Origin of the sequence: Paenibacillus agricola (assembly GCF_011440305.1) — a bacterium.
Lineage (GTDB): Bacteria > Bacillota > Bacilli > Paenibacillales > NBRC-103111 > Paenibacillus_S > Paenibacillus_S agricola.
In genome coordinates, this window is record NZ_JAAOIW010000005.1 from 181,178 (window position 1) to 199,667 (window position 18,490).

General features: G+C 47.3%; 17 protein-coding genes and 1 riboswitch. Of the genes, 6 read left to right on the plus strand and 11 right to left on the minus strand.

All coding sequences use genetic code 11. The annotated features are described in order from the left end of the window. Positions 1 to 74: 74 nt before the first annotated feature. Positions 75 to 2,279 carry a family 78 glycoside hydrolase catalytic domain gene (locus G9U52_RS15805; protein WP_166151188.1) on the plus strand — a complete coding sequence of 735 codons (2,205 nt, stop codon included), beginning with the start codon at positions 75 to 77 and terminating at the stop codon, positions 2,277 to 2,279. 158 nt (positions 2,280 to 2,437) lie between these two features. Then, positions 2,438 to 3,439 carry an LLM class flavin-dependent oxidoreductase gene (locus tag G9U52_RS15810; RefSeq protein ID WP_166151190.1) on the plus strand — a complete coding sequence of 334 codons (1,002 nt, stop codon included), beginning with the start codon at positions 2,438 to 2,440 and terminating at the stop codon, positions 3,437 to 3,439. Positions 3,440 to 3,578: 139 nt separating this feature from the next. Here G9U52_RS15810 and G9U52_RS15815 read toward each other — a convergent pair whose 3' ends face one another. Continuing rightward, positions 3,579 to 5,000 carry a CapA family protein gene (locus tag G9U52_RS15815; protein WP_243767365.1) on the minus strand — a complete coding sequence of 474 codons (1,422 nt, stop codon included), beginning with the start codon at positions 4,998 to 5,000 and terminating at the stop codon, positions 3,579 to 3,581. 483 nt (positions 5,001 to 5,483) lie between these two features. Here G9U52_RS15815 and G9U52_RS15820 point away from each other — a divergent pair, with 483 nt between their 5' ends. Together G9U52_RS15820 and G9U52_RS15825 are read left to right on the plus strand one after the other, a co-directional pair. Continuing rightward, positions 5,484 to 6,239: a metallophosphoesterase family protein gene (locus tag G9U52_RS15820; protein ID WP_166151193.1), complete on the plus strand. Its 756-nt coding sequence runs from the start codon at positions 5,484 to 5,486 to the stop codon at positions 6,237 to 6,239. A gap of 35 nt (positions 6,240 to 6,274) precedes the next feature. Beyond that, positions 6,275 to 7,498, plus strand: coding sequence for an MFS transporter (locus G9U52_RS15825; protein WP_166151195.1), 1,224 nt, complete (start codon positions 6,275 to 6,277; stop codon positions 7,496 to 7,498). A 39-nt stretch (positions 7,499 to 7,537) separates the two neighbouring features. On the opposite strand, the gene G9U52_RS15830 is transcribed toward G9U52_RS15825, so the two are convergent. Next, a complete protein-coding gene (locus G9U52_RS15830; RefSeq protein ID WP_166151198.1) occupies positions 7,538 to 8,173 on the minus strand; it encodes an O-methyltransferase in 636 nt (211 codons plus the stop codon). 117 nt (positions 8,174 to 8,290) lie between these two features. On the opposite strand from G9U52_RS15830, the gene G9U52_RS15835 reads away from it, so the two are divergent. Together G9U52_RS15835 and G9U52_RS15840 are read left to right on the plus strand one after the other, a co-directional pair. Next, complete coding sequence (locus tag G9U52_RS15835; RefSeq protein ID WP_166151200.1) at positions 8,291 to 9,469, plus strand: THUMP domain-containing class I SAM-dependent RNA methyltransferase; 1,179 nt, start codon at positions 8,291 to 8,293, stop codon at positions 9,467 to 9,469. A 24-nt stretch (positions 9,470 to 9,493) separates the two neighbouring features. Continuing rightward, on the plus strand, positions 9,494 to 10,840 hold the full coding sequence (locus G9U52_RS15840) for a TrkH family potassium uptake protein (RefSeq protein ID WP_446430481.1): 1,347 nt from the start codon (positions 9,494 to 9,496) through the stop codon (positions 10,838 to 10,840). 173 nt (positions 10,841 to 11,013) lie between these two features. Here G9U52_RS15840 and G9U52_RS15845 read toward each other — a convergent pair whose 3' ends face one another. The 9 genes from G9U52_RS15845 to G9U52_RS15885 form a co-directional block, all read right to left on the minus strand. After that, the gene (locus G9U52_RS15845; RefSeq protein WP_166151236.1) at positions 11,014 to 11,928 is read right to left on the minus strand and encodes an exopolyphosphatase; all 915 of its coding nucleotides are present in this window, start codon (positions 11,926 to 11,928) and stop codon (positions 11,014 to 11,016) included. 87 nt (positions 11,929 to 12,015) lie between these two features. Then, positions 12,016 to 12,312, minus strand: a complete 297-nt coding sequence (locus G9U52_RS15850) for a hypothetical protein (protein WP_166151238.1) — start codon at positions 12,310 to 12,312, stop codon at positions 12,016 to 12,018. A 163-nt stretch (positions 12,313 to 12,475) separates the two neighbouring features. Beyond that, a riboswitch (cyclic di-GMP riboswitch) is annotated at positions 12,476 to 12,572 on the minus strand. 166 nt (positions 12,573 to 12,738) lie between these two features. Beyond that, positions 12,739 to 12,960, minus strand: coding sequence for a YuzB family protein (locus G9U52_RS15855; RefSeq protein ID WP_166151240.1), 222 nt, complete (start codon positions 12,958 to 12,960; stop codon positions 12,739 to 12,741). A 35-nt stretch (positions 12,961 to 12,995) separates the two neighbouring features. Continuing rightward, on the minus strand, positions 12,996 to 13,298 hold the full coding sequence (locus G9U52_RS15860) for an iron-sulfur cluster assembly accessory protein (protein ID WP_166151242.1): 303 nt from the start codon (positions 13,296 to 13,298) through the stop codon (positions 12,996 to 12,998). A gap of 114 nt (positions 13,299 to 13,412) precedes the next feature. Further along, the gene (locus tag G9U52_RS15865; protein WP_166151244.1) at positions 13,413 to 13,979 is read right to left on the minus strand and encodes a PilZ domain-containing protein; all 567 of its coding nucleotides are present in this window, start codon (positions 13,977 to 13,979) and stop codon (positions 13,413 to 13,415) included. A gap of 76 nt (positions 13,980 to 14,055) precedes the next feature. Continuing rightward, positions 14,056 to 15,957, minus strand: coding sequence for a heparinase II/III domain-containing protein (locus G9U52_RS15870; RefSeq protein ID WP_166151246.1), 1,902 nt, complete (start codon positions 15,955 to 15,957; stop codon positions 14,056 to 14,058). 132 nt (positions 15,958 to 16,089) lie between these two features. Continuing rightward, positions 16,090 to 16,371 (minus strand): alpha/beta-type small acid-soluble spore protein, encoded by a 282-nt coding sequence (locus G9U52_RS15875; RefSeq protein WP_166151247.1) that lies wholly within the window; start codon positions 16,369 to 16,371, stop codon positions 16,090 to 16,092. A gap of 169 nt (positions 16,372 to 16,540) precedes the next feature. After that, the gene (locus tag G9U52_RS15880) at positions 16,541 to 17,236 is read right to left on the minus strand and encodes a PIG-L deacetylase family protein (RefSeq protein ID WP_166151249.1); all 696 of its coding nucleotides are present in this window, start codon (positions 17,234 to 17,236) and stop codon (positions 16,541 to 16,543) included. After that, positions 17,236 to 18,378 carry an MFS transporter gene (locus tag G9U52_RS15885; RefSeq protein WP_166151251.1) on the minus strand — a complete coding sequence of 381 codons (1,143 nt, stop codon included), beginning with the start codon at positions 18,376 to 18,378 and terminating at the stop codon, positions 17,236 to 17,238. The genes G9U52_RS15880 and G9U52_RS15885 overlap by 1 nt, the downstream gene beginning before the upstream one ends. Between the last annotated feature and the right edge of the window lie 112 nt (positions 18,379 to 18,490).

The following is an 18,490-nucleotide window of genomic DNA, read 5'->3' on the forward strand; positions in this document are numbered from 1 at the left end:
CATTTCTTAAGATGAAGTAGAATGAGGCCAAACGAAGAATCTCAATATTTTGAAAATAGTAAAGGAGCACGAATATGGAAAAGCAATGGGTAGCCAACTGGATTATGGATGACGCGTTTAAAGGCCTGGAGCCGATCAATTTGTTCCATAAGGAAATGGAGCCTAAACAATTCGAGCACAAGGAAGATCTGAAAAACTTACATATGCTGGCCAGAAAATCTTTTGTGCTCAGCGGTGGCATCACGGATGCCTTTTTGGATATTTCAGCAGACGATTACTATAAAGTTTACATTAATGGCAAGTTCGTAGGACAAGGACCCGCCCAAGGCAATTACTTTCATTATTTTTATAACCGGTTTGAAATTTCAGCATTTTTGCAAGCGGGCGAGAACACTATCGCTGTTCATGTTTATTACCAGGGCTTAATTTGCCGGGCCTACAATAGCGCAGATTACCGTCAGGGCTTAATAGCTGAGATTAGCGTGGATGGACAAGTGGTGGAAAAAACCGACCAGCATTGGAAGGTAATGCGTAACGGCGCCTATAGCAGTGCCGGAATTATTGGCTATGATACGCAATACCTCGAAAATATCGATAATCGCCTCCAACCAAAAGGCTGGAAGCTTATTGGCTATAATGACCACGCATGGACTCCTGCAACGGTTCATACGACAGATGACCACGAGCTTTTGCTGCAGCCAACTCCACCGCTTCAGGTGTACACGATTCAACCGAAAATGATCCAAACGCTTGCGGACGGCGGATACTTGCTTGATTTTGGCGGGGAATTGACCGGACAGTTCCAAATGAGGGCTCAAGGCAAGCCGGGACAGGTGATCGAAATTCGTTGCGGCGAAGAGCTGCAGGATGACGGGCGGGTTCGTTATGAAATGAGGTGCAATTGCACCTACCAGGAAAAATGGACCTTGAGCGGTGCTGAGGATGAGCTTGAGTTTTATGATTATAAGGCTTTTCGTTATGTGGAGGTGATTCCGGAGCCTAGCATAGAGCTGGGGCTGGAGTTGACGCTGGAGCTGGATACAAGCAGCTTTGCGGCCATTGTAAGGCATTATCCATTAGACCCGGCTATCAGCCAATTCAATTCCTCCGATTCGATGCTGAATTCGATTTGGGAGATTTGCAAAAATGGGGTGCAGTTTGGCTCCCAGGAAAACTATGTGGACTGCCCCTCCAGGGAAAAAGGGCAATACTTAGGTGATAATACGATCATTACACATGCCCATGCTTATGCATCTGGGGACTTACGATTGTTCCGCAAGTCACTGGTAGATTTTGCTTTGCTGTCCTCGCGGGTATGCTCCGGCATTATGGCAGTTGCTCCAGGACACTTTATGCAGGAAATCGCTGATTTTTCCTTCCAATGGCCGATACAGCTGCTGGAATATTACAAACAAAGCGGGGATGAAGCATTTCTACGTGAGATGGCTCCAGTTGCTGAACAGATGCTACAGCATTTTGTGCAGTACCAACGCGAAGATGGCCTGCTTGCCCATGTAGCCGGTAAATGGAATCTCGTTGACTGGCCTGAGGGCATGCGGGATGGCTATGATTTCCCACTAACCAGACCCGTAGGTGAAGGCTGTCATAATGTGGTGAACGCTTTTTATTATGGTGCACGGATAGCCGTCGCCGAGATCCGCGAAATTCTTAAGCTTGAAGGCGAAAGCAGGGCTTCGCTGGACAGCTTGAAAAGCTCGTTCCGCCAAGTTTTCCTGGATGAACAAACGAAGCTATTTGTTGATGCCGAAGGCTCAGAGCATTCCTCGCTGCATGGCAATGCGCTAGCATTATTGTTTGGCTTAGTTGAGCGGGCGGAGCGCGATTATGTCGTTGATTTTTTGCGGCAAAAACGTTTAAGCTGCGGGGTATATATGTCTTATTTTCTTTTAAAAGGCTTGGCCGCCGCTGGCGAGCATACCCTTGTTTACGACCTGATCCGCTCAGAGGATCTGCATTCTTGGGGCAATATGGTTAAAGAAGGAGCGACAACCTGCTTTGAAGCGTGGTCGAAGAAGTTGAAATGGAATACCAGCCTATGCCATCCGTGGGCAAGTGCACCGATCCCGCTAATGATCGAGGAGATTATCGGGCTAAAGCCCGCTGTGCCGGGCTGGAAGCAGGTATCCTTTCATCCGCGGCTGCCGGATTCCTTGGATTGGCTGGAGCTTTGCTTCGAGGTGCCTACCGGAACGATTCGGTTCGAATACCGGGACGGGCAAACGACGCTGATGTTACCGGAAGGGGTAACGCTTGTTTGACGAGCATGAGCCGCGAGGTGCGGTGTAAGTGTGAGTATGCGGTGTGCGTCACAGTGTAAGGTATGACGCTTGATGCCGGTCGCACCCCCCGTTGCGCAGCATGTGTGCTTTGACCTTAACGATGAAGTTTGTTACAGTCGTTGTAAGAGGTGATCGTTATGCTAAAGCTTGGAATATTGGATCAATCCCACATCAGTGAAGGACGGACAGCGGCAGATGCTTTACGAGAAACGACCCAGATGGCGCAAGAGGCTGATAAGCTCGGATACTCGCGATATTGGGTATCCGAGCACCATGCCTCCAAAGCGCTTGCACATTCCAGCCCGGAGGTGCTGATCGCCCATCTTGCCGCTTCAACCAAGCGGATAAGATTAGGCTCGGGTGGCATCATGCTGCCCCATTACAGCGCATATAAAGTAGCGGAAAACTTCCGTCTGCTTGAAGCGCTCCATCCGGGACGGATTGACCTTGGGTTGGGCCGTGCCCCTGGTGGCATGCCGCTTGCAACCCGAGCCCTGCAGGAGAACAAGTTTGTTGATATTAACCAATATCCTCAGCAAGTGAGGGATATCACAGCTTATTTGTACGAAACGATGCCTGACGAGCATCCTTTCGCTTATTTAAAGGCGTCGCCCTCGATCTCAACGGCACCGGAGCTGTGGCTTCTAGGCTCTAGCGATGAAAGCGCAAAAATTGCCGCCAAGCATGGAGCTGCTTTTGCGTTTGCACAGTTTTTTGGGGTACCCGGCGGCGAAGACGCGATCCGTTATTATCGGGAGCACTTCCAGCCCTCGATCTTAAATGAGCAGCCGCAAGCAATTGCGGCAGTGCTTGCGATTTGTGCTGACACCGAGGAAGAGGCCAATATACTGGCTACCAGCACGGACTTGTTTTTTCTGCGGCTGGAGCTTGGGCTCCAGCTGGATTCATTTCCATCGGTTGAAACCGCGATGGACTATCCTTATACGGAAGCTGACCTGCTGCGAATCCGCGGACGCCGCCAGCGCCGAATTGTCGGGTCTCCCGACCAGGTGAAGGAGAAGCTGCTTGAAATTAGCGAGCTATACCAAACCGATGAATTGCTCGTGGTCACCCCTACTCATAACTTCGATGCGCGTATTCATTCGTACAGGCTTATTGCGAAGGCCTTCGGTTTGTAAAACTAATTTACTACTAATAAGAAGATAAGGGAAACAGCTGAGTAGGATGCGGATTTAGTTGACAAAAATAGAGGAAAAGGCGATTTAACTCGCCTCTTCCTCTATTTTGATTTTCTGAATAGTCCAGCTTTTGTTACTCTTATTGCTGTTGCTGTTTTTGCTGCTGCGTTGATGGTTTTGGCTGTGTCGTTGTCGATTCAGGCTTCTCCTTTGAGGTTGAAGGCTTAACAGGCTGGGTTGCAGCTCCATCCCCTGCTTTTTTCTCCGCTGGCTTATTCGTGGTGGCTGCGGGCGCTTTGACCGCGGGCACCTCGGATACAGGCTGCTTAGCTGGAGCCGAAAGCACCTTGCCATCCTTATCAACGAGTGCATTAAAGGATATCCTTGTCATTCTGTCCATCAGCTTCGTGCCCTCCGCTTCCGGCATGCGAACTGGCTGGGCACCTTTGGTTAGCACAGGCAGCATCTGCAAGTCACACTTACGCTCCTTCGTGCATACGGCATCTAGCACCATCGTCTCCCAGGTAGCCGGCTCTGCATTTGTAGTAAATATGAAATTTCCCAGGCTGTAGGCAATCCACTTGCCTTTGTACTGCTCAAAGCCCTGTAATACATGTGGATGGCTGGCAACAACCAGATCGGCACCTTGGTCAATATATTTATGGGCAAGGTCCGTCTGCTCCTTAGCGGGTACATCCTGCCTTTCAATACCCCAGTGGGCGATGACTACAACCAGATCAGCTTCTTCGCGTGCTTTGGTGATTGCTTCCAAAGGCAGCTTCGTTGTATAGGTTTCAGCTACACCCGGCTTTTGCTTGCCAGCAAACCAGCTAGTATCGGGTACATTTCGGCTGAAGCCAAGAAATGCGACCTTGATCCCATTTTTCTCCATAATGACAGGCTTGTAGGCCTCATCGATGTTGTTGCCGGTTCCTACCCTTTTAATATCCACTTTATCTATTGCTTCCATCGTATCTCGCAATGCTTCAACTCCAAAATCCAAAATATGGTTATTGGCCGTGTTCACGAGATCTATACCTGCATCCTTGAGAGCCGGCAGCGCTGCCGCTGATGAACGATATACGTACTCTTTAGTTTGCGCAGCTCCCCTCGTTGAGATCGGTGTTTCTAGATTGGCGACTGTAATATCGGCTTTATCCAAATACTCCTTCATATACCGGTATGGATAATCCCAGCCATTTTTTTTCAAAAGCTCTTCGACATTGCCGGCAAACATCACATCTCCGACAAAAGTAAGCTTGATGTTCGGAATCACACTGCCATTGTTGGCGGCAGCACTTCCGTTTAGCGATACGGCATTCCCATTTCCAGCCACTTGACTACTGCCTGCTGGGCTATTCGTGCCCACAGCACTCGACCCATCACCTGTAGCTGCTCCTGCATCGGCTCCTGAGGCATTAACTCCTACTGCTCCGTTAGCTCCTGAAGTAGCTCCGGGCTTGTCTATACTCCCTTTAGCCGTATTTCCGGCTACTCCCTCCTGAGCGATAACAGCTGCTGGCGGAATAGTGGAGGCTTTCTCCTCGTCTTTTCCAAACAACCAAAATAATAAATAACTAAATGAAGCTATCGTAAGAAAACCTAATATGCCGAGTGTGATCCATGTATTTCGTCTAATTTTATTAACGTCACGATGTTTGATAGCTCGAGATTCTATAATGACCTTCTCCTTTATGTAGTTGGTTCGGTGCTCTTACAATTACAAATACCCTGCTAGTATACCAAATTTATGAGCTAGAAGCATGAATCAAAACTCACAAAAAAACTCATACAAATAACAGTTGCCAAAGTTAACCAACATTTGCTATTATATCGTTTCTCTCATTTCAACGCTACATCTCACCCTCAAACAGTAACTCAATAGTTAATTTGTTATTCTAATCGGTTCGACTCGGTTCAACTTTTATCAGAGACGCTTCACACTTGTGTGTCTCTTTTCATTTAAAAGGCTTATAATGGAAGTCGTAAAGCTATAAGCTTACATGTCCAGCTTTGCTAGGCAAACTAGAAGGAGTGATCCTACTTGGCAAAAATAGCCGTTATCTCCGATATCCACGGAAACCTCACAGCCTTAGAGGCTGTTAAAAAAGATATCCGCAAACGGCGAATCACTAGAATAATTAGCTTGGGTGATATCATCGGGAGAGGTCCACAGCCTGCGGAGTGTGTAGATCTTATACGTGAAATCTGCGAGGTCTCACTGCTGGGTAATTGGGAACATAAAATCAATCTGCCTGCTGACAATGAGGCGGTTCGGTGGCAGCAAGAACGCCTAGGTGCTGAAAGGCTGCAATACTTGGAGGAGCTGCCCTTTTCTTTCGATCTGCAAATGAGCGGCAAATGGCTCCGTTTCCTACACGCGTCTCCTCAAAGCGTATACCATCGCGTTAACCGCAGTGCTTCCAAGAAAGAAAAGCGGCAAATGTTCGAGCATACAGAAAAAACCTGGCTATCGCTTAAACCTTATGCAGACAAAAATATAGATGCAGTGGGCTATGGTGATATTCATGTCCCCTATGTACAAATGCTCAAAAACAAGGACAAGCAAGGGCTATTGCTTTTTAATACAGGAAGTGTTGGTGCGCCTTATGATGGCATTGCGCAAGCAAGCTATGTGATTCTTGAAGGAAAGCCTGATAGCAGCTTGCCGAGTGCATTCTCAGTTGCTATGGTTCGGGTACCCTACGATGTAGAAAAATTAATTCAGATTGCCGAGCAGATGAACCTGCCCAATCTTGAACGTTTTTGTTTAGAGATGCGCAGTGGATTGGAACAATAAGCTCTATAAATGTGATAGAAAAGAGGAGAACGGTTGTGGCTCGTTGGAAAATCAATTTGATCGTCCTAAGTATTGGGCAATTTCTGGTTATGAGCGCAATGACGATGGTCATGCCCTTTTTGCCTTTATACATTCAGGAATTAGGTGTGACCGACCCCCATCAAGTCGCTTTATGGGCCGGCTTTATATTTGCTGGTAATTTTGTTACGGCGTTTTTTTTCCAGCCGCTGTGGGGGAGGCTCTCCGACAGGTATGGCCGCAAGGTCATGCTGCTGCGTTCAGCCTTTGGTATGGCGGTCATTATGACGCTTATGGGCTTCGCCCAAAGTCCCTTACAATTGCTGTTACTCCGTATATTAAACGGAGTCATCTCCGGCTTTGCGCCTGCTGCTGTTGCCTTGGTTTCCACCAATACACCACCTGAGAAAAAAGGCTTTGCCATGGGCATCCTGCAATCCGGTGGGATCGCAGGCTCTATCCTCGGACCGTTTATTGGCGGGCTAATGGCCGAATGGCTGGGCTTCCGCTCGATTTTTTATGTGACGGGAACACTCCTGTTCCTCGCTTCTATGGTTGCCTTATTTCTCGTACATGAGAAATTTGACCTTGCTGCGGCTAAAGCAAAGACGAATATTACGATCGTCCAAGGCTTTCGCGTATTGATGAAGGTAAAGGAGCTGCCCGCCTTATACGGTGTAACCTTTGTCATGCAATTTTCCATGCTGGCGGCGATGCCCTTAATCCCGCTCTTTGTCCAGGATCTGCATGGCAAAGGTGAGATGCTTGCTTTTTATGCCGGGCTTGTCGGCTCGGTAACCGGGTTATCGAATCTGTTTGCTTCCCCTTTGCTGGGCAGGCTAAGCGACCGGATCGGACCGGTTAGAATCCTCGCCGTGTGCTTGATCGGCGCGGGTTTATGCTATATTCCGCAAGCGCTGGTGACGAATATATGGCAGCTATTGGCTGTACGCTTTATGCTGGGCCTGTTTATGGGCGGCATGCTTCCATCTGTGCAAACCTTGATCAGCAACTTCACGCCAAAAGGCATGGAAAGCCGTGCCTACGGGTTTAATTCAAGCGCTCTGAGCCTCGGCAATATGATGGGACCGATTACGGGCGGGGCTTTATCCGGGGTGATTGGCATACGCGGTATTTTCATTATGTCCTGTATGATGCTGTTGGCCAACGCGTTATGGGTTCGCAAAACATTAATAAATAAGGCGCCCAGCCCCGAACCCGAAGCCGAACGCCGAACCTGAGCCCAAGCCGAAATCAAGCCCAAACCTAACGTAAAAATCCTAACGGACTCTCGCAATCGCCAGGCCGTCATAAGCCGGCAATATCACGCCCTCCAGACGCGGATCGCTTGCCATACTGGCATTAAACTGGCGCATCTTGGTTACAGCGTTGCCTTGCTGCTTCTCATCCATCGCACGGCCATGCATCAGCGCATTGTCGCCTAGGATGATCGCTCCCGGATTAGCGAGCCGGATCGCGAACTCCAAATAATTCGGATAATTCCCTTTATCCGCATCAATGAAGAAGGCATCGAATTTCTGTCCTTCGTCCTCCAGCTGCTGTAAATGAGGCAGCGCTTCTCCGATTCGGTATTCGACCTTATCCCCTAAGCCTGCATTGATCAAATGCTGGTGGGCTACATCGGCGTATTCCTGCTTGAGCTCAAGCGATATAAGCTTGCCTCCGTCCCCCAAGCCGCGAGTCAAGCAAATGCCGCTATAGCCGCCCAGCGCCCCTATTTCCAATATCCGCTTAGCTCCGGTCATTTTAACAAGAAGCGTCAACAGCTTCCCATAGCCGGGCGCGATGGAAATCTCGGGCATATTGCGGCTGCGAATGCCTGCTTTGACCTGCTCCAATTGCTCATCACGTGTTAATAAAGACTCTACATACTGCTCAGCCGAGGGCTGTGTCATATTCTCATTCCTCCATAACATTGTATAAACGAGCCATTTCACCTATAATATCAGAAAGTATACGTTTTATATGTATTGTATGGCTTTTCCAATAATACTTCAACTGGAGTGTGCAAGATGTCAGAAATACAATTAATAGCAACCTGCCCGATGGGCTTAGAGGCTATTTTAGCTCGCGAAATACGGGATTTGGGATACGAAAAAGCAACTGTAGAAAACGGCAGAGTTACTTTTGTAGGCGATGAGCTCGCCATATGCCGCGCCAACCTATGGCTAAGAACCGCTGACCGGGTGCTGATCAAGATGGGGCAATTCGAGGCGAAGACGTTTGATGAGTTATTTGAAGGCACCAAAGCCTTGCCATGGTCGGACTGGATACCCGAGGATGCCGAATTCCCTGCTGAGGGGCGCTCCTACAAGTCTCAGCTTACAAGCGTGCCTGCCTGCCAAGGCATCGTGAAAAAAGCGGTTGTCGAAAGCCTGAAGCAAAGCTACCATCGCGAATGGTTTGATGAAACAGGCCCACGCTATGTGATGGAGGTTTCCCTTCTTAACGACATCGCAACGCTGACGATTGACACCACAGGCGCAAGCCTGCATAAACGCGGCTACCGCAAGATGCTGGGCGTCGATGCGCCGCTGAAGGAAACGATGGCCGCGGCCATCGTCCTGCTCAGCCGCTGGCGGGTCGACCGCCCGCTGTACGACCCGTTCTGCGGGTCGGGGACGATCCCGATCGAGGCTGCGATGATCGGGTGGAACATCGCGCCCGGCCAGCGGCGTTCCTTCGCCGCCGAGGCGTGGCCGAGCGTGCCCGCGTCCCTCTGGGACGAGGCACGGGACGAAGCTTATGATCTCGTGCGGGACGATGTGCCGCTTGAGATCATCGGTTCCGACATCGATAGCGGAGTCATCGATGTCGCACTGGCCGCCGCCAAGGCGGCAGGGCTCGCGCGTGAGCTGCGCTTTCAGGTGCTGCCTGTGGCGAGGGCACAGCCGAAGGGTGACTACGGCTGCGTCATTACCAACCCGCCCTATGGCGAGCGTTTGGGCGACAAAAACGAGGTCGATAAGGTATTGCGCGACCTCGGCATCATGACCTTGCACCTGCCGACATGGTCCAGCTTTATTCTGAATCCGAATAAGCAGGTCGAGCATTACATGGGCAGGCCAGCCGATAAGAAACGCAAGCTGTACAATGGCCGAATCGAATGCAACCTGTTCCAATACTTTGCACCAGGCGGCCTTTACGGCCCAAGACGGGAAAACAAAGGACAAGATAGCCCTGATGCTTAACATCAGGGATTTTTTCGTGAGGTGATTGTGTTGAACTTCCCATGGAAGCCCATTAGGCTAAATCCGCAGCAAACGCTCGCTTTGGGCTTTGCTGTGATCATTTTTCTTGGCTCCTTCCTGCTTTGGCTGCCTATTTCTTCAGTGGAAGGACGAACCCTAAGCTATATCGATGCTTTATTTACAGCAACCTCTGCAACCTGTGTGACCGGGCTTATTGTTGTTGATACAGGCACCCACTTTACGTATTTTGGGCAAATCGTGCTGTTGTTCATGATGCAGCTGGGCGGTCTCGGATTTATGACAATGACCACCTGGTTTGCCATTGTAGTCAGGAAACGGATTTCCCTGCGCGAGAAGCTTGTTCTTAAGGAATCGTTAAACCAAACCAACATTGAAGGCATCGTACGTTTGATCAAAAATGTCATTATATACTCTTTAATTGTTGAAAGCATAGCCGCTGTATGCTTTACGATCCGATGGTCCTTTGAAATGCCCTTTGGCAAAGCCGTTTATTTCGGCGTGTTTCATGCTGTTTCCTTGTTTAATAATGCGGGTTTTGAGCTATTCGGCGGCTTTCGCAATATGACCCTTTATGTCGATGATATTTTTATCAATGTGGTTTCGATGGTGCTGGTTATTCTTGGAGGCTTGGGCTTTATCGTGCTCTCTGAATTAATCGATTATTCGAAAACACGCCGTCTATCGCTGCATAGCAAAATTGTTTTGTCCCTGACAGCTTTTTTAACCGTCCTGGGTGCCGTTGTTATTTTTATATTTGAGTATACCAATATGCATACATTTGGCGCTTTAAGCTTGCCGGATAAAATACTGGCAGCCTTTTTCCAATCGGTCAGCTTGCGCTCGTCGGGCACCAATACCGTCGATATTGCTGGGCTGCGGCAAGCGACACAGTTTTTCATGATCGTGCTTATGTTTATTGGCGCGGCTCCCGGGTCTACAGGCGGGGGAATCAAAATTACGACCTTTGCCATTCTGATTGGTGCTGTGCTAGCAATGCTGCGCAGAAAAGAGGATGTCGTGTTATTTCGCTTTCGTCTCGGTCAAGAGTACACACATCGGGCGATCACCGTTACCTTAATGTCCTTGCTGCTGATTTTTATCGTGACGATGCTGTTATTGGCCACGCAAGAGCATTCCTTTTTAATGATTTTATTCGAGGCTGCCTCCGCCTTTGGAACGGTTGGGCTCAGTATGGGGCTTACCCTGCAGCTGACCATTACTGGCAAAATCGTAATTATCCTGATGATGTTTATCGGGAGGCTGGGACCTGTTACAATGGCCTATGCCCTGCAGCCTAAAAATAAAAAGGAGCTCTTTCATTACCCAGAAGGCAAAATGATTATTGGCTGAAGAGAGGATCGAGATTGTGTGTTGGCAAGGATCTGTTAAGGGGTTCCAGCCGTGGTTAGTCAAAGAACCTCCTTATCCACGATTGAAGTGGGTGGGGAGGTTCTTTTTTACAGCGCATTCCGTTCAAAGTAGGAGGACTAACGTTCATCGCCTCATTGCGCCATGGGCTTCCATTACCCGTTTTGCTTCATCGTTTCCACAAGCTCATGCAATACTTTGCCTGCATCATCATAAGGCACTTGGCAGGTTCCAGCCGCTTTATGTCCGCCGCCGCCATTTTGTAGCATTAACGCGCCTACATTGGTTTGTGAGGTGCGGTTAATAATGCTGTGTCCGCATGCGAATACACAGTTTTGCTTGTTTCGTCCGTCAACGATCCAGATGGAGATGTTTTGCTCTGGATATAACGCGTACACCATAAAACGATTGCCTGGGTAAATGGTTTCGACATTGCGCAGATCCGTGACAATCACATTGCCATCTGCATATGTATGTTGTTTAAGCATCGCTTTATAGTCAGCATCCAGCTCGAAATAACGTTTTGTCCGTTCCACAACATCCGGCAGCACCATAATTTCATCTACTGTCATTGTTGCACAATGGTCGACCAAATCCTCCATTAGCTGATAATTACTGATGGAATAATCGCGGTAACGCCCTAGTCCGGTACGGGCATCCATAATAAAGGATAATAAGTCCCAGCCTTTAGGATTTAAAATATCATCTGCGGAAAATTGGGCAGCGTCAGCTTTATCTACGCCTTCCATAATGTTATCGATATCTCCAAACCTTTCCTTGCCTCCGTAATAATCATAGACTACACGGGCAGCGCTCGGGGCAATTCGTGTTTCGCCTTTAAATTCAATATTGGGACCTGTACGCTCAAGCTCACTGGAATGGTGGTCAAACCATAAGCCGCAGCCGGGTACATAAGGAACATTTGCCAAAATATCATTTCCGCCCACTTCAATTAATCCATCTTGCATATCCTTCGGATGTACAAATTTCATTTCATCAATCATGCCAAGTTTTTTAAATAACATCGCACATACCAAACCGTCAAAATCCGAGCGTGTAATTAAGCGCATTGCTGATCCCCCTAAATAGTTCTGTTGAACTATACATGTTCTATTTCATATTATAAACAATCATAGGATCACAGACAATAGCGCATTTTAAGCAAAACGCCTCTCGCTCGTACGGCAGCTCAAATAATGGTATAGGCTTACGAATAGTTCGTTATCCGGTTCACAACGAATTGACAATTTCACTTCACCACGCCAGTAAAACGTAATCAAGATCCCGCTTTTCCCCATGACCATCTCTACATCCCAGCATGGAGTTTTCAGTTCAAATACTTCGCGGTTAATAAACATTTTGGGTCCATCACTTGATAAATAAATGCCGATCATATCTGTACCTACCTTGGAGTAAAATCCTTTTTTCATCATCATATTCCGATCTTCCTTCATTCCCCACTCCACCCCTTAAGTCTACTCACGTCTATTTGATAAATAAATCTATTAGAAAAGCATCGGGCCGAAGATTGCTCGACAAAAATACTTTCGTGTTTATAACAAAAATAGACCCCTGATCATCCGGCCAGGAGTCGCAGTTTATGCGCATCACAGTACCTTCGGCAACTGGCTGGCGGAGTACATCATACAAGCATGCACCGGAGGCCCCTATAGCTTTGCGTCACAAGCTTTCGCTTGCTTTGCTATTATCGAGACATGAGCAACAAAAATTCGACAACTTCAGCATATAAGATAGAAGCATCTTAATAAATGAATCTAAAGACTCAATTAGTCAAAGAATACGGGTATAAAGAACTATTTTGTAAAAATTTATCAAAAAATAGAGCATTTTGCTTTTAGCAAAATGCTCTATTTAGGTCTTTATTTCACATATTTTTTTGCTTTTTCTATAGCTTCGTCCTCAGTAGCCCCTGTCACATAACGTCCATTAATATAAATGAAGGCAAACCGTGAGCAAGGTCCACAATAAGACTTACAAGCTACCTTAATGTCAGCCTCGGGCGCTAGCTTCTGAAGCTTAGAAACGGCTGTTTTCATTTTCATGTGCTTGCATTTATCACAGACGCGAATATCATTCGCCATAACTTCCCTACCCTCTCGTTTCCCAGCAGCGACAGTTAATGGTCGCCGTGGTTGCCTTTGCCTGGGTTCGTTACCGCAAACCCTTCCTCAGGTGTATAAAAATAATCGATACGAATGCCATCCAGTAAAGGCTCGTCCTTTTTCAAGATGACATCGATTCCTTTATCAGTGCTTACGACTATATCATCGTCAGTCGGCTTATCCATCCCCATACCGTAATGGGCATGGTCACCATGGCTATGTGTAATATAAATGCGAACCTTCAACTCTTTATCTTCTTCCTTCTCTAGCTCTGCCAGTAGTACTTTGGCTGCATTACGCGAAATCTTGCAATTCATTGATCTGCCAACTCCCTAATATGCTTTTCTCCCTATTGTAAAGAAACGTTCACGGGAAATCAACCCATAAAGAAGCAGCGACCTATAATTACCCTTTCATCTAGTTACCTCTGGCTACATTCGCCTTGAAAATATGAACTCATAGAGCATACGCACATTCGTAGTACTCATAAATTGGATGCTCGCTCCATAACGGACCGACTCGCTTTGCCCTGCATGATTATTCACAATGATGTCGCATAAAATAGGCAACTGCTCCGATTGCAGGATGAGTCTAGAGGCCCACTCTAGTTTGATTTCATCGCCGCTCTCCACCGAAAAGCTAAAGCCTCTATGGCTCACATCGTGAACCCTAACATGAATAATCCTCTCTAAAAGCCCTGTAGATTCTAAGGTTTCCTGGATGACAACAGCAGGGAAATCGACCTTGAGCCTCGGAAAATTTCTGCGATCATTGAAATAATCAACCGGCAGCAAAGGGATAAACAAACCAATTTCACCTGGCTTTACAACAATGACCTTCGCTTCAATCTGTTTGCCTTTATACAAAGCAAGTATATATTCCGTAGTTTTAACCTGGTGCTCCTCTTCAATCTGGACAAGCATAAGCTCATCTTTAAATTCAATAACTTTGCCCTTTAAGTCATGGTTCTGGTTAATTAATGTAATATTTTCTAACATGCAATCGCCCTCTACCTTCCGCAAAAATTGCTTTTTCTATAACTTATTCGATACCAGAATCCAAAAACCCCCCTGATCAGACAAAGTTTACAGCAATTTTTACGGAAGTGCGCATTCTTATTTGCGGGTTTCGAGCGGAAAGCTGGATAGCGTACAAAGAGCTGCGCTGCGGATCTCCTGCAACAAAATCCTCTTTATGAAGAGTACAGCTTAATTGTTCATCGTCGTAGTACAGCTCAGCACGCTCTGCAGCTGGACTTTGTAATCTAATAACTCCCGGCGAAATTAACGTGGGCTGCAGAAAAGAAACAAAGCGCTCTGTAACCGAAGTAGGCTGCTCCTTAAATACATATTCATCTTCAAGCACCAGAGAGCCTTTAGCTTTATCAAACCGGAACAAGCGTTGCAATTTCAGCAAATTAGCAGAATCATACGCTTGCGATAAATCCAGCACCATCTCGTCTTGCTCTTCGGAAAGCCATGCAGCGCAATGTGTTGCCCTAAAATGTTCACCTGCCTGCTGCAGCTTGCCTTCAATAATAGGCACCGAATGCCCTAACGAGCTATTGCTCAGGATATCATAACGCTGGTCGCCAAAATATTGCTTGGTATATACCCCTGCGCCTGGATCTACAAATAAAGGCTGGGCTCCGGCATGCACAATAAAGCTGCCCAAATCATTATGGTTATGCGGCTCGTTATTTGTTCCTCCTTTTGCTGAAAAGGCAATCCGTTTGGGTCCCTCCGAGGTATGAACCGTAGTCCGGCTAACGATAATCTCGGCTTCATTTAAGTAATACGAATGGTCCTGCAGCGCCTCGCCTTGTAAGGAAGGGTCGCTCCAAACCAGATTTCGGATCACATGCATCCACCGAAAACAACTGTCGCCAAGAATGTCGCCAAGAAATTGTGCATCCGGGATTTCCATTTCATCAAAGTACTTTTTCAAGCGGTGCGTTAAGCCCGCCATATAGTTGGAGGTTAATGGACAATCCGAATAGCTGATTACAAAGTTTTCGTTCAAGTAGCTTTTTTGCTGAAACAGCGCAATTTGCTTTACATGGTCCTGGCGCATCAAATCGACTTGCCCGGCAGTCCGTTCCTTTAAGAGCTCGGCAAAAGCGGTATAAAAACCAAAACCATAATTCCAATAAATAACGCCTTCCAAGCATGCACCGTCACCCGGAAATCCGTCTAGAAAGGAATCCATACTCTCCATCGCACGGTGAAGCAGTGGAGCGAGCATTTGGTCATCCTGTATGCAGTACATCGCAGCCGCTCCAATGGAACCCGCGCAGACTGCTGCCCAATTCATCTCGCTCGTTTCCCACTCGGAGGCAGGGGAAAGGGACGCATAGCTATCTAGCACCCGTTCCTTCACTTCCTTAATAGCCCTGTGAACGACCAGCTTGGACAAGCGCGCTTTTAACAAATAAGTAATTTCACTTAAATAAAATGCCGTTTCCGCCGAAAATAAATCCAACTCAGCGCGGTGCTCTGCATAACGTGCCGGAATCATTGGGGAAGAGCCGATCGTGTCCCCTTTGGCTCGTTCGCGATTTAATTCATCAATAACACTAAGGCTGTTACCATGCAAGTGGGCAGGCAAGCACCATGTATACTCCTCACAAATCGCCCAAATGATATCCTCAAGCGCCTCGATATACTTGGGGTTCTCATCGACCATCGCAAGCACAGCAAATACATCAAGGCGGCGCCTATGTTCAAAATAACCCTCTTGATAACGACTGCGTTCCCCTGAAGTATCAAATTGCTTATATAAGCTATAAGGAAGCACTTGAATCGGTTCTTGCAGCAATTGCTCACCCAAAGCCCGAAATTCCGATAGCTGGTCCGCATAATAAGTAGAGCTGGCAATTTGCTGCCATTTCTCATTGCTGCAAGCATCCGCAAAGAGGCTACCTTGTCCTTCCTTCGTACCATATTGCAAGGCTCGCAGCAGCTCTTTCATTTTCATTAAGCAACGCCTCTTTCTTATTCTCTGAATGCTCCGAAATTACAGACTTCTATGCGTATCATTATGCAAAAAATACATCGAGCCGTCAATTCAAAAAAAGGAAGCAGCCTCTGCTGCCTCCCCTTAAAAAATCTATTGCTTCTCAATCAGCTTCTGCTGCGCCATCCGTACCATTTCGCGTACCATCGTTCCGCCAATCTGCCCACCAATTTTACCCGCTTGCTCCGTTGACAAATGTCCGTTGCGTCCAGTTGTCAGCGGTATTCCCAAAGATTGGGCTACCTCATACTTAACATTTTCCGGCTCGTTCATATTAACAGTGTAGCCCTTTCGCCGCATAACCTCACCCTTGAATTGCTCTATGCCTTGTGCAGCTTGCGGTACGATCAGATTTCTTCCTCTTCGCCTAGCCATACTAACAGCTCCTTCTATATTGGTATTATCTATAGAATGGGCTAAGCAAGCTTTTCCTATGCCGTGCATTTTAAAACTAACCAACCAAGATGGCAAAAAGTCCGATAACGTAGGTTATCAGACATGAACAGAGCTTTCTTTTATCCAGCAATCCTATACGGGGTGGTAGTTACATTTTAATGAAGCATTTATAAGCAGCTTGTTCTTGATCCCATTCATGCGCCAGTACAAAGGACTCGTATCTTCTATCCTCAGGGAAAACTACCAAGTCGCCAAAATACCGATGAATAGCCAATATTTGTGATTGATGTGCGCGAAGCGCTGCTGCTTTCATTGCCCATTGTGGCTCTGTATCCAAGATAAAAGAAGGCTGTTGCCCTTCATTAAGTAAAGCAGCCGTCATAAAATAATACAGCTTACGCACAGTAGGACACTTTCCGCTTAATACGGCGGCGGTGGCCATTCGTGAAATTGCGATATGGTCGGGGTGGAAATTGCCTCCATCCTCCGGGAAGGTGAAAATAGCCTCCAGCTGATGCTTGTTAATAAACTCAATAATGGCATCAACAAAACCAACCGGCTCCACCTCCTGCAGCTTACCATCCGGATAGCCGAGGTGCTCAACAGCAGCTAAACCAAGGATAGCAGCCGCCTGCTCCATCTCCTTAACCCTCACAGCCGCTAGCTGCTCGTTCGTCAGATGGCTAACATCGCCATTTTTTTTGCCGGCATCCCCTTTAGTCGCAAGCAGCAACACAGGTGCCTCTCCTTGATCGGCTAATTGTCGGATCAAGCAGGCGCTAAGAAATGTTTCATCATCCGGATGTGCATAAATAAAACCTGCTTTTTGTATGGCTATATCCATTAAGAGTTCTCCTTTTCTTTTTCCTTCGACCTTGTAAGAATCGCACCCCCGATTAAAAAAGCACCACTCACATAAAAAACTGACAAGATTCCCGCCCATGAGCCGACCAATCCAAAAAATAAAGGGGCTACCGTTTGTGATAATCGGTTGGATGCCAGACGTAGACCCAAAACCTCTCCAGTCCTTGATTTGGGCGATGCGTTATAGGTCGTTGTCATCGATAGCGGCTGCCCGCAGCCTAATCCAAAACCCATGCATGCACTTAATAACGTGTACACATAGATATTACCGGCTATGGGGATGAACAAGAACGACAAACCAGCAGTTATGATCGATACCATTAAAATGCGGTCACGGCCAAGAGAGACCGTCAGCCTTCCCAGAAAAAACCTTACCGCCATCATCGCCAAGCCTTGTATGGCAATAATCCAGCCAATGCTGGACGCGGAAATACCGGCTTGCGAAGCGAATAAGGGGAAGTAGGCGACAAAAATATCTCGCGAATACAGCACTAATGCGCTAGTAGCAAGCGCCCTTCGCAGATCGGGGATTTTCAAAAGGCTAAGGGAGCTGGAGCCTTCTTCCTTGATGTTTTTTTCCTTTTTCTGCTTAATAATTGGAATCAGAATAGCTACAACCGCGGGTAACAGCCCGACAAAAGATGCCGCAAAAAACGCATGCGAATAAGAGAAATGATCCGCCAAATAACCGCCGGCAATTGGACCAATAAAGCTGCCAGAAGCCACAACCATACTGAACATACTAAAAAAATGGTCGCGGGTTTCGCGGGTCGCCGAGTTGCCCAATACATTCTGTAATGAAATTTGCACAAGCACATGTGAAATACCGATTAATGCCTGCGAAATATAGAGGGATAGCAAAGACGGAAACAGGAACGGGATGATCGATCCCAGCATCGTTCCAAATGTGCCCAGCAGCACGGGAAGCCTGTCTCCCATCCGATCTGCAAATCGCCCTGCATGGATCGCCAGCATCAAGGGAACGATCGCATAGGTTGCGGTAAGCATCCCAATATCGAATGTATTGGCGCCTAGGCCAGTGGCATATAACGTGGTGATAGGCCTTGTCATATTGACCATCGTGTGAAATCCAAAGGCTATCAGGATGACTATTTTCAGCATAATTTTTCCCCACTTCCTCCAAAGCTTATTCTAACCGAAGTCATATTTTCCAGCAAAACATTTTTGTCTCTACATGGTCTGTTTTAGTGATAAGCGACAAAAAACACCCCCT

Bases quoted from the DNA above. Each gene is read 5' to 3' on its own strand.
- G9U52_RS15885 (WP_166151251.1), bottom strand. From the start codon at position 18,378: ATGCTGAAAATAGTCATCCTGATAGCCTTTGGATTTCACACGATGGTC.
- G9U52_RS15865 (WP_166151244.1), bottom strand. From the start codon at position 13,979: ATGTTAGAAAATATTACATTAATTAACCAGAACCATGACTTAAAGGGC.
- G9U52_RS15875 (WP_166151247.1), bottom strand. From the start codon at position 16,371: ATGGCTAGGCGAAGAGGAAGAAATCTGATCGTACCGCAAGCTGCACAA.
- G9U52_RS15805 (WP_166151188.1), top strand. From the start codon at position 75: ATGGAAAAGCAATGGGTAGCCAACTGGATTATGGATGACGCGTTTAAA.
- G9U52_RS15855 (WP_166151240.1), bottom strand. From the start codon at position 12,960: ATGGCGAATGATATTCGCGTCTGTGATAAATGCAAGCACATGAAAATG.
- G9U52_RS15860 (WP_166151242.1), bottom strand. From the start codon at position 13,298: ATGAATTGCAAGATTTCGCGTAATGCAGCCAAAGTACTACTGGCAGAG.
- G9U52_RS15835 (WP_166151200.1), top strand. From the start codon at position 8,291: ATGTCAGAAATACAATTAATAGCAACCTGCCCGATGGGCTTAGAGGCT.
- G9U52_RS15810 (WP_166151190.1), top strand. From the start codon at position 2,438: ATGCTAAAGCTTGGAATATTGGATCAATCCCACATCAGTGAAGGACGG.
- G9U52_RS15830 (WP_166151198.1), bottom strand. From the start codon at position 8,173: ATGACACAGCCCTCGGCTGAGCAGTATGTAGAGTCTTTATTAACACGT.
- G9U52_RS15870 (WP_166151246.1), bottom strand. From the start codon at position 15,957: ATGAAAATGAAAGAGCTGCTGCGAGCCTTGCAATATGGTACGAAGGAA.
- G9U52_RS15845 (WP_166151236.1), bottom strand. From the start codon at position 11,928: ATGCGCTTAATTACACGCTCGGATTTTGACGGTTTGGTATGTGCGATG.
- G9U52_RS15880 (WP_166151249.1), bottom strand. From the start codon at position 17,236: ATGGATATAGCCATACAAAAAGCAGGTTTTATTTATGCACATCCGGAT.
- G9U52_RS15850 (WP_166151238.1), bottom strand. From the start codon at position 12,312: ATGAAGGAAGATCGGAATATGATGATGAAAAAAGGATTTTACTCCAAG.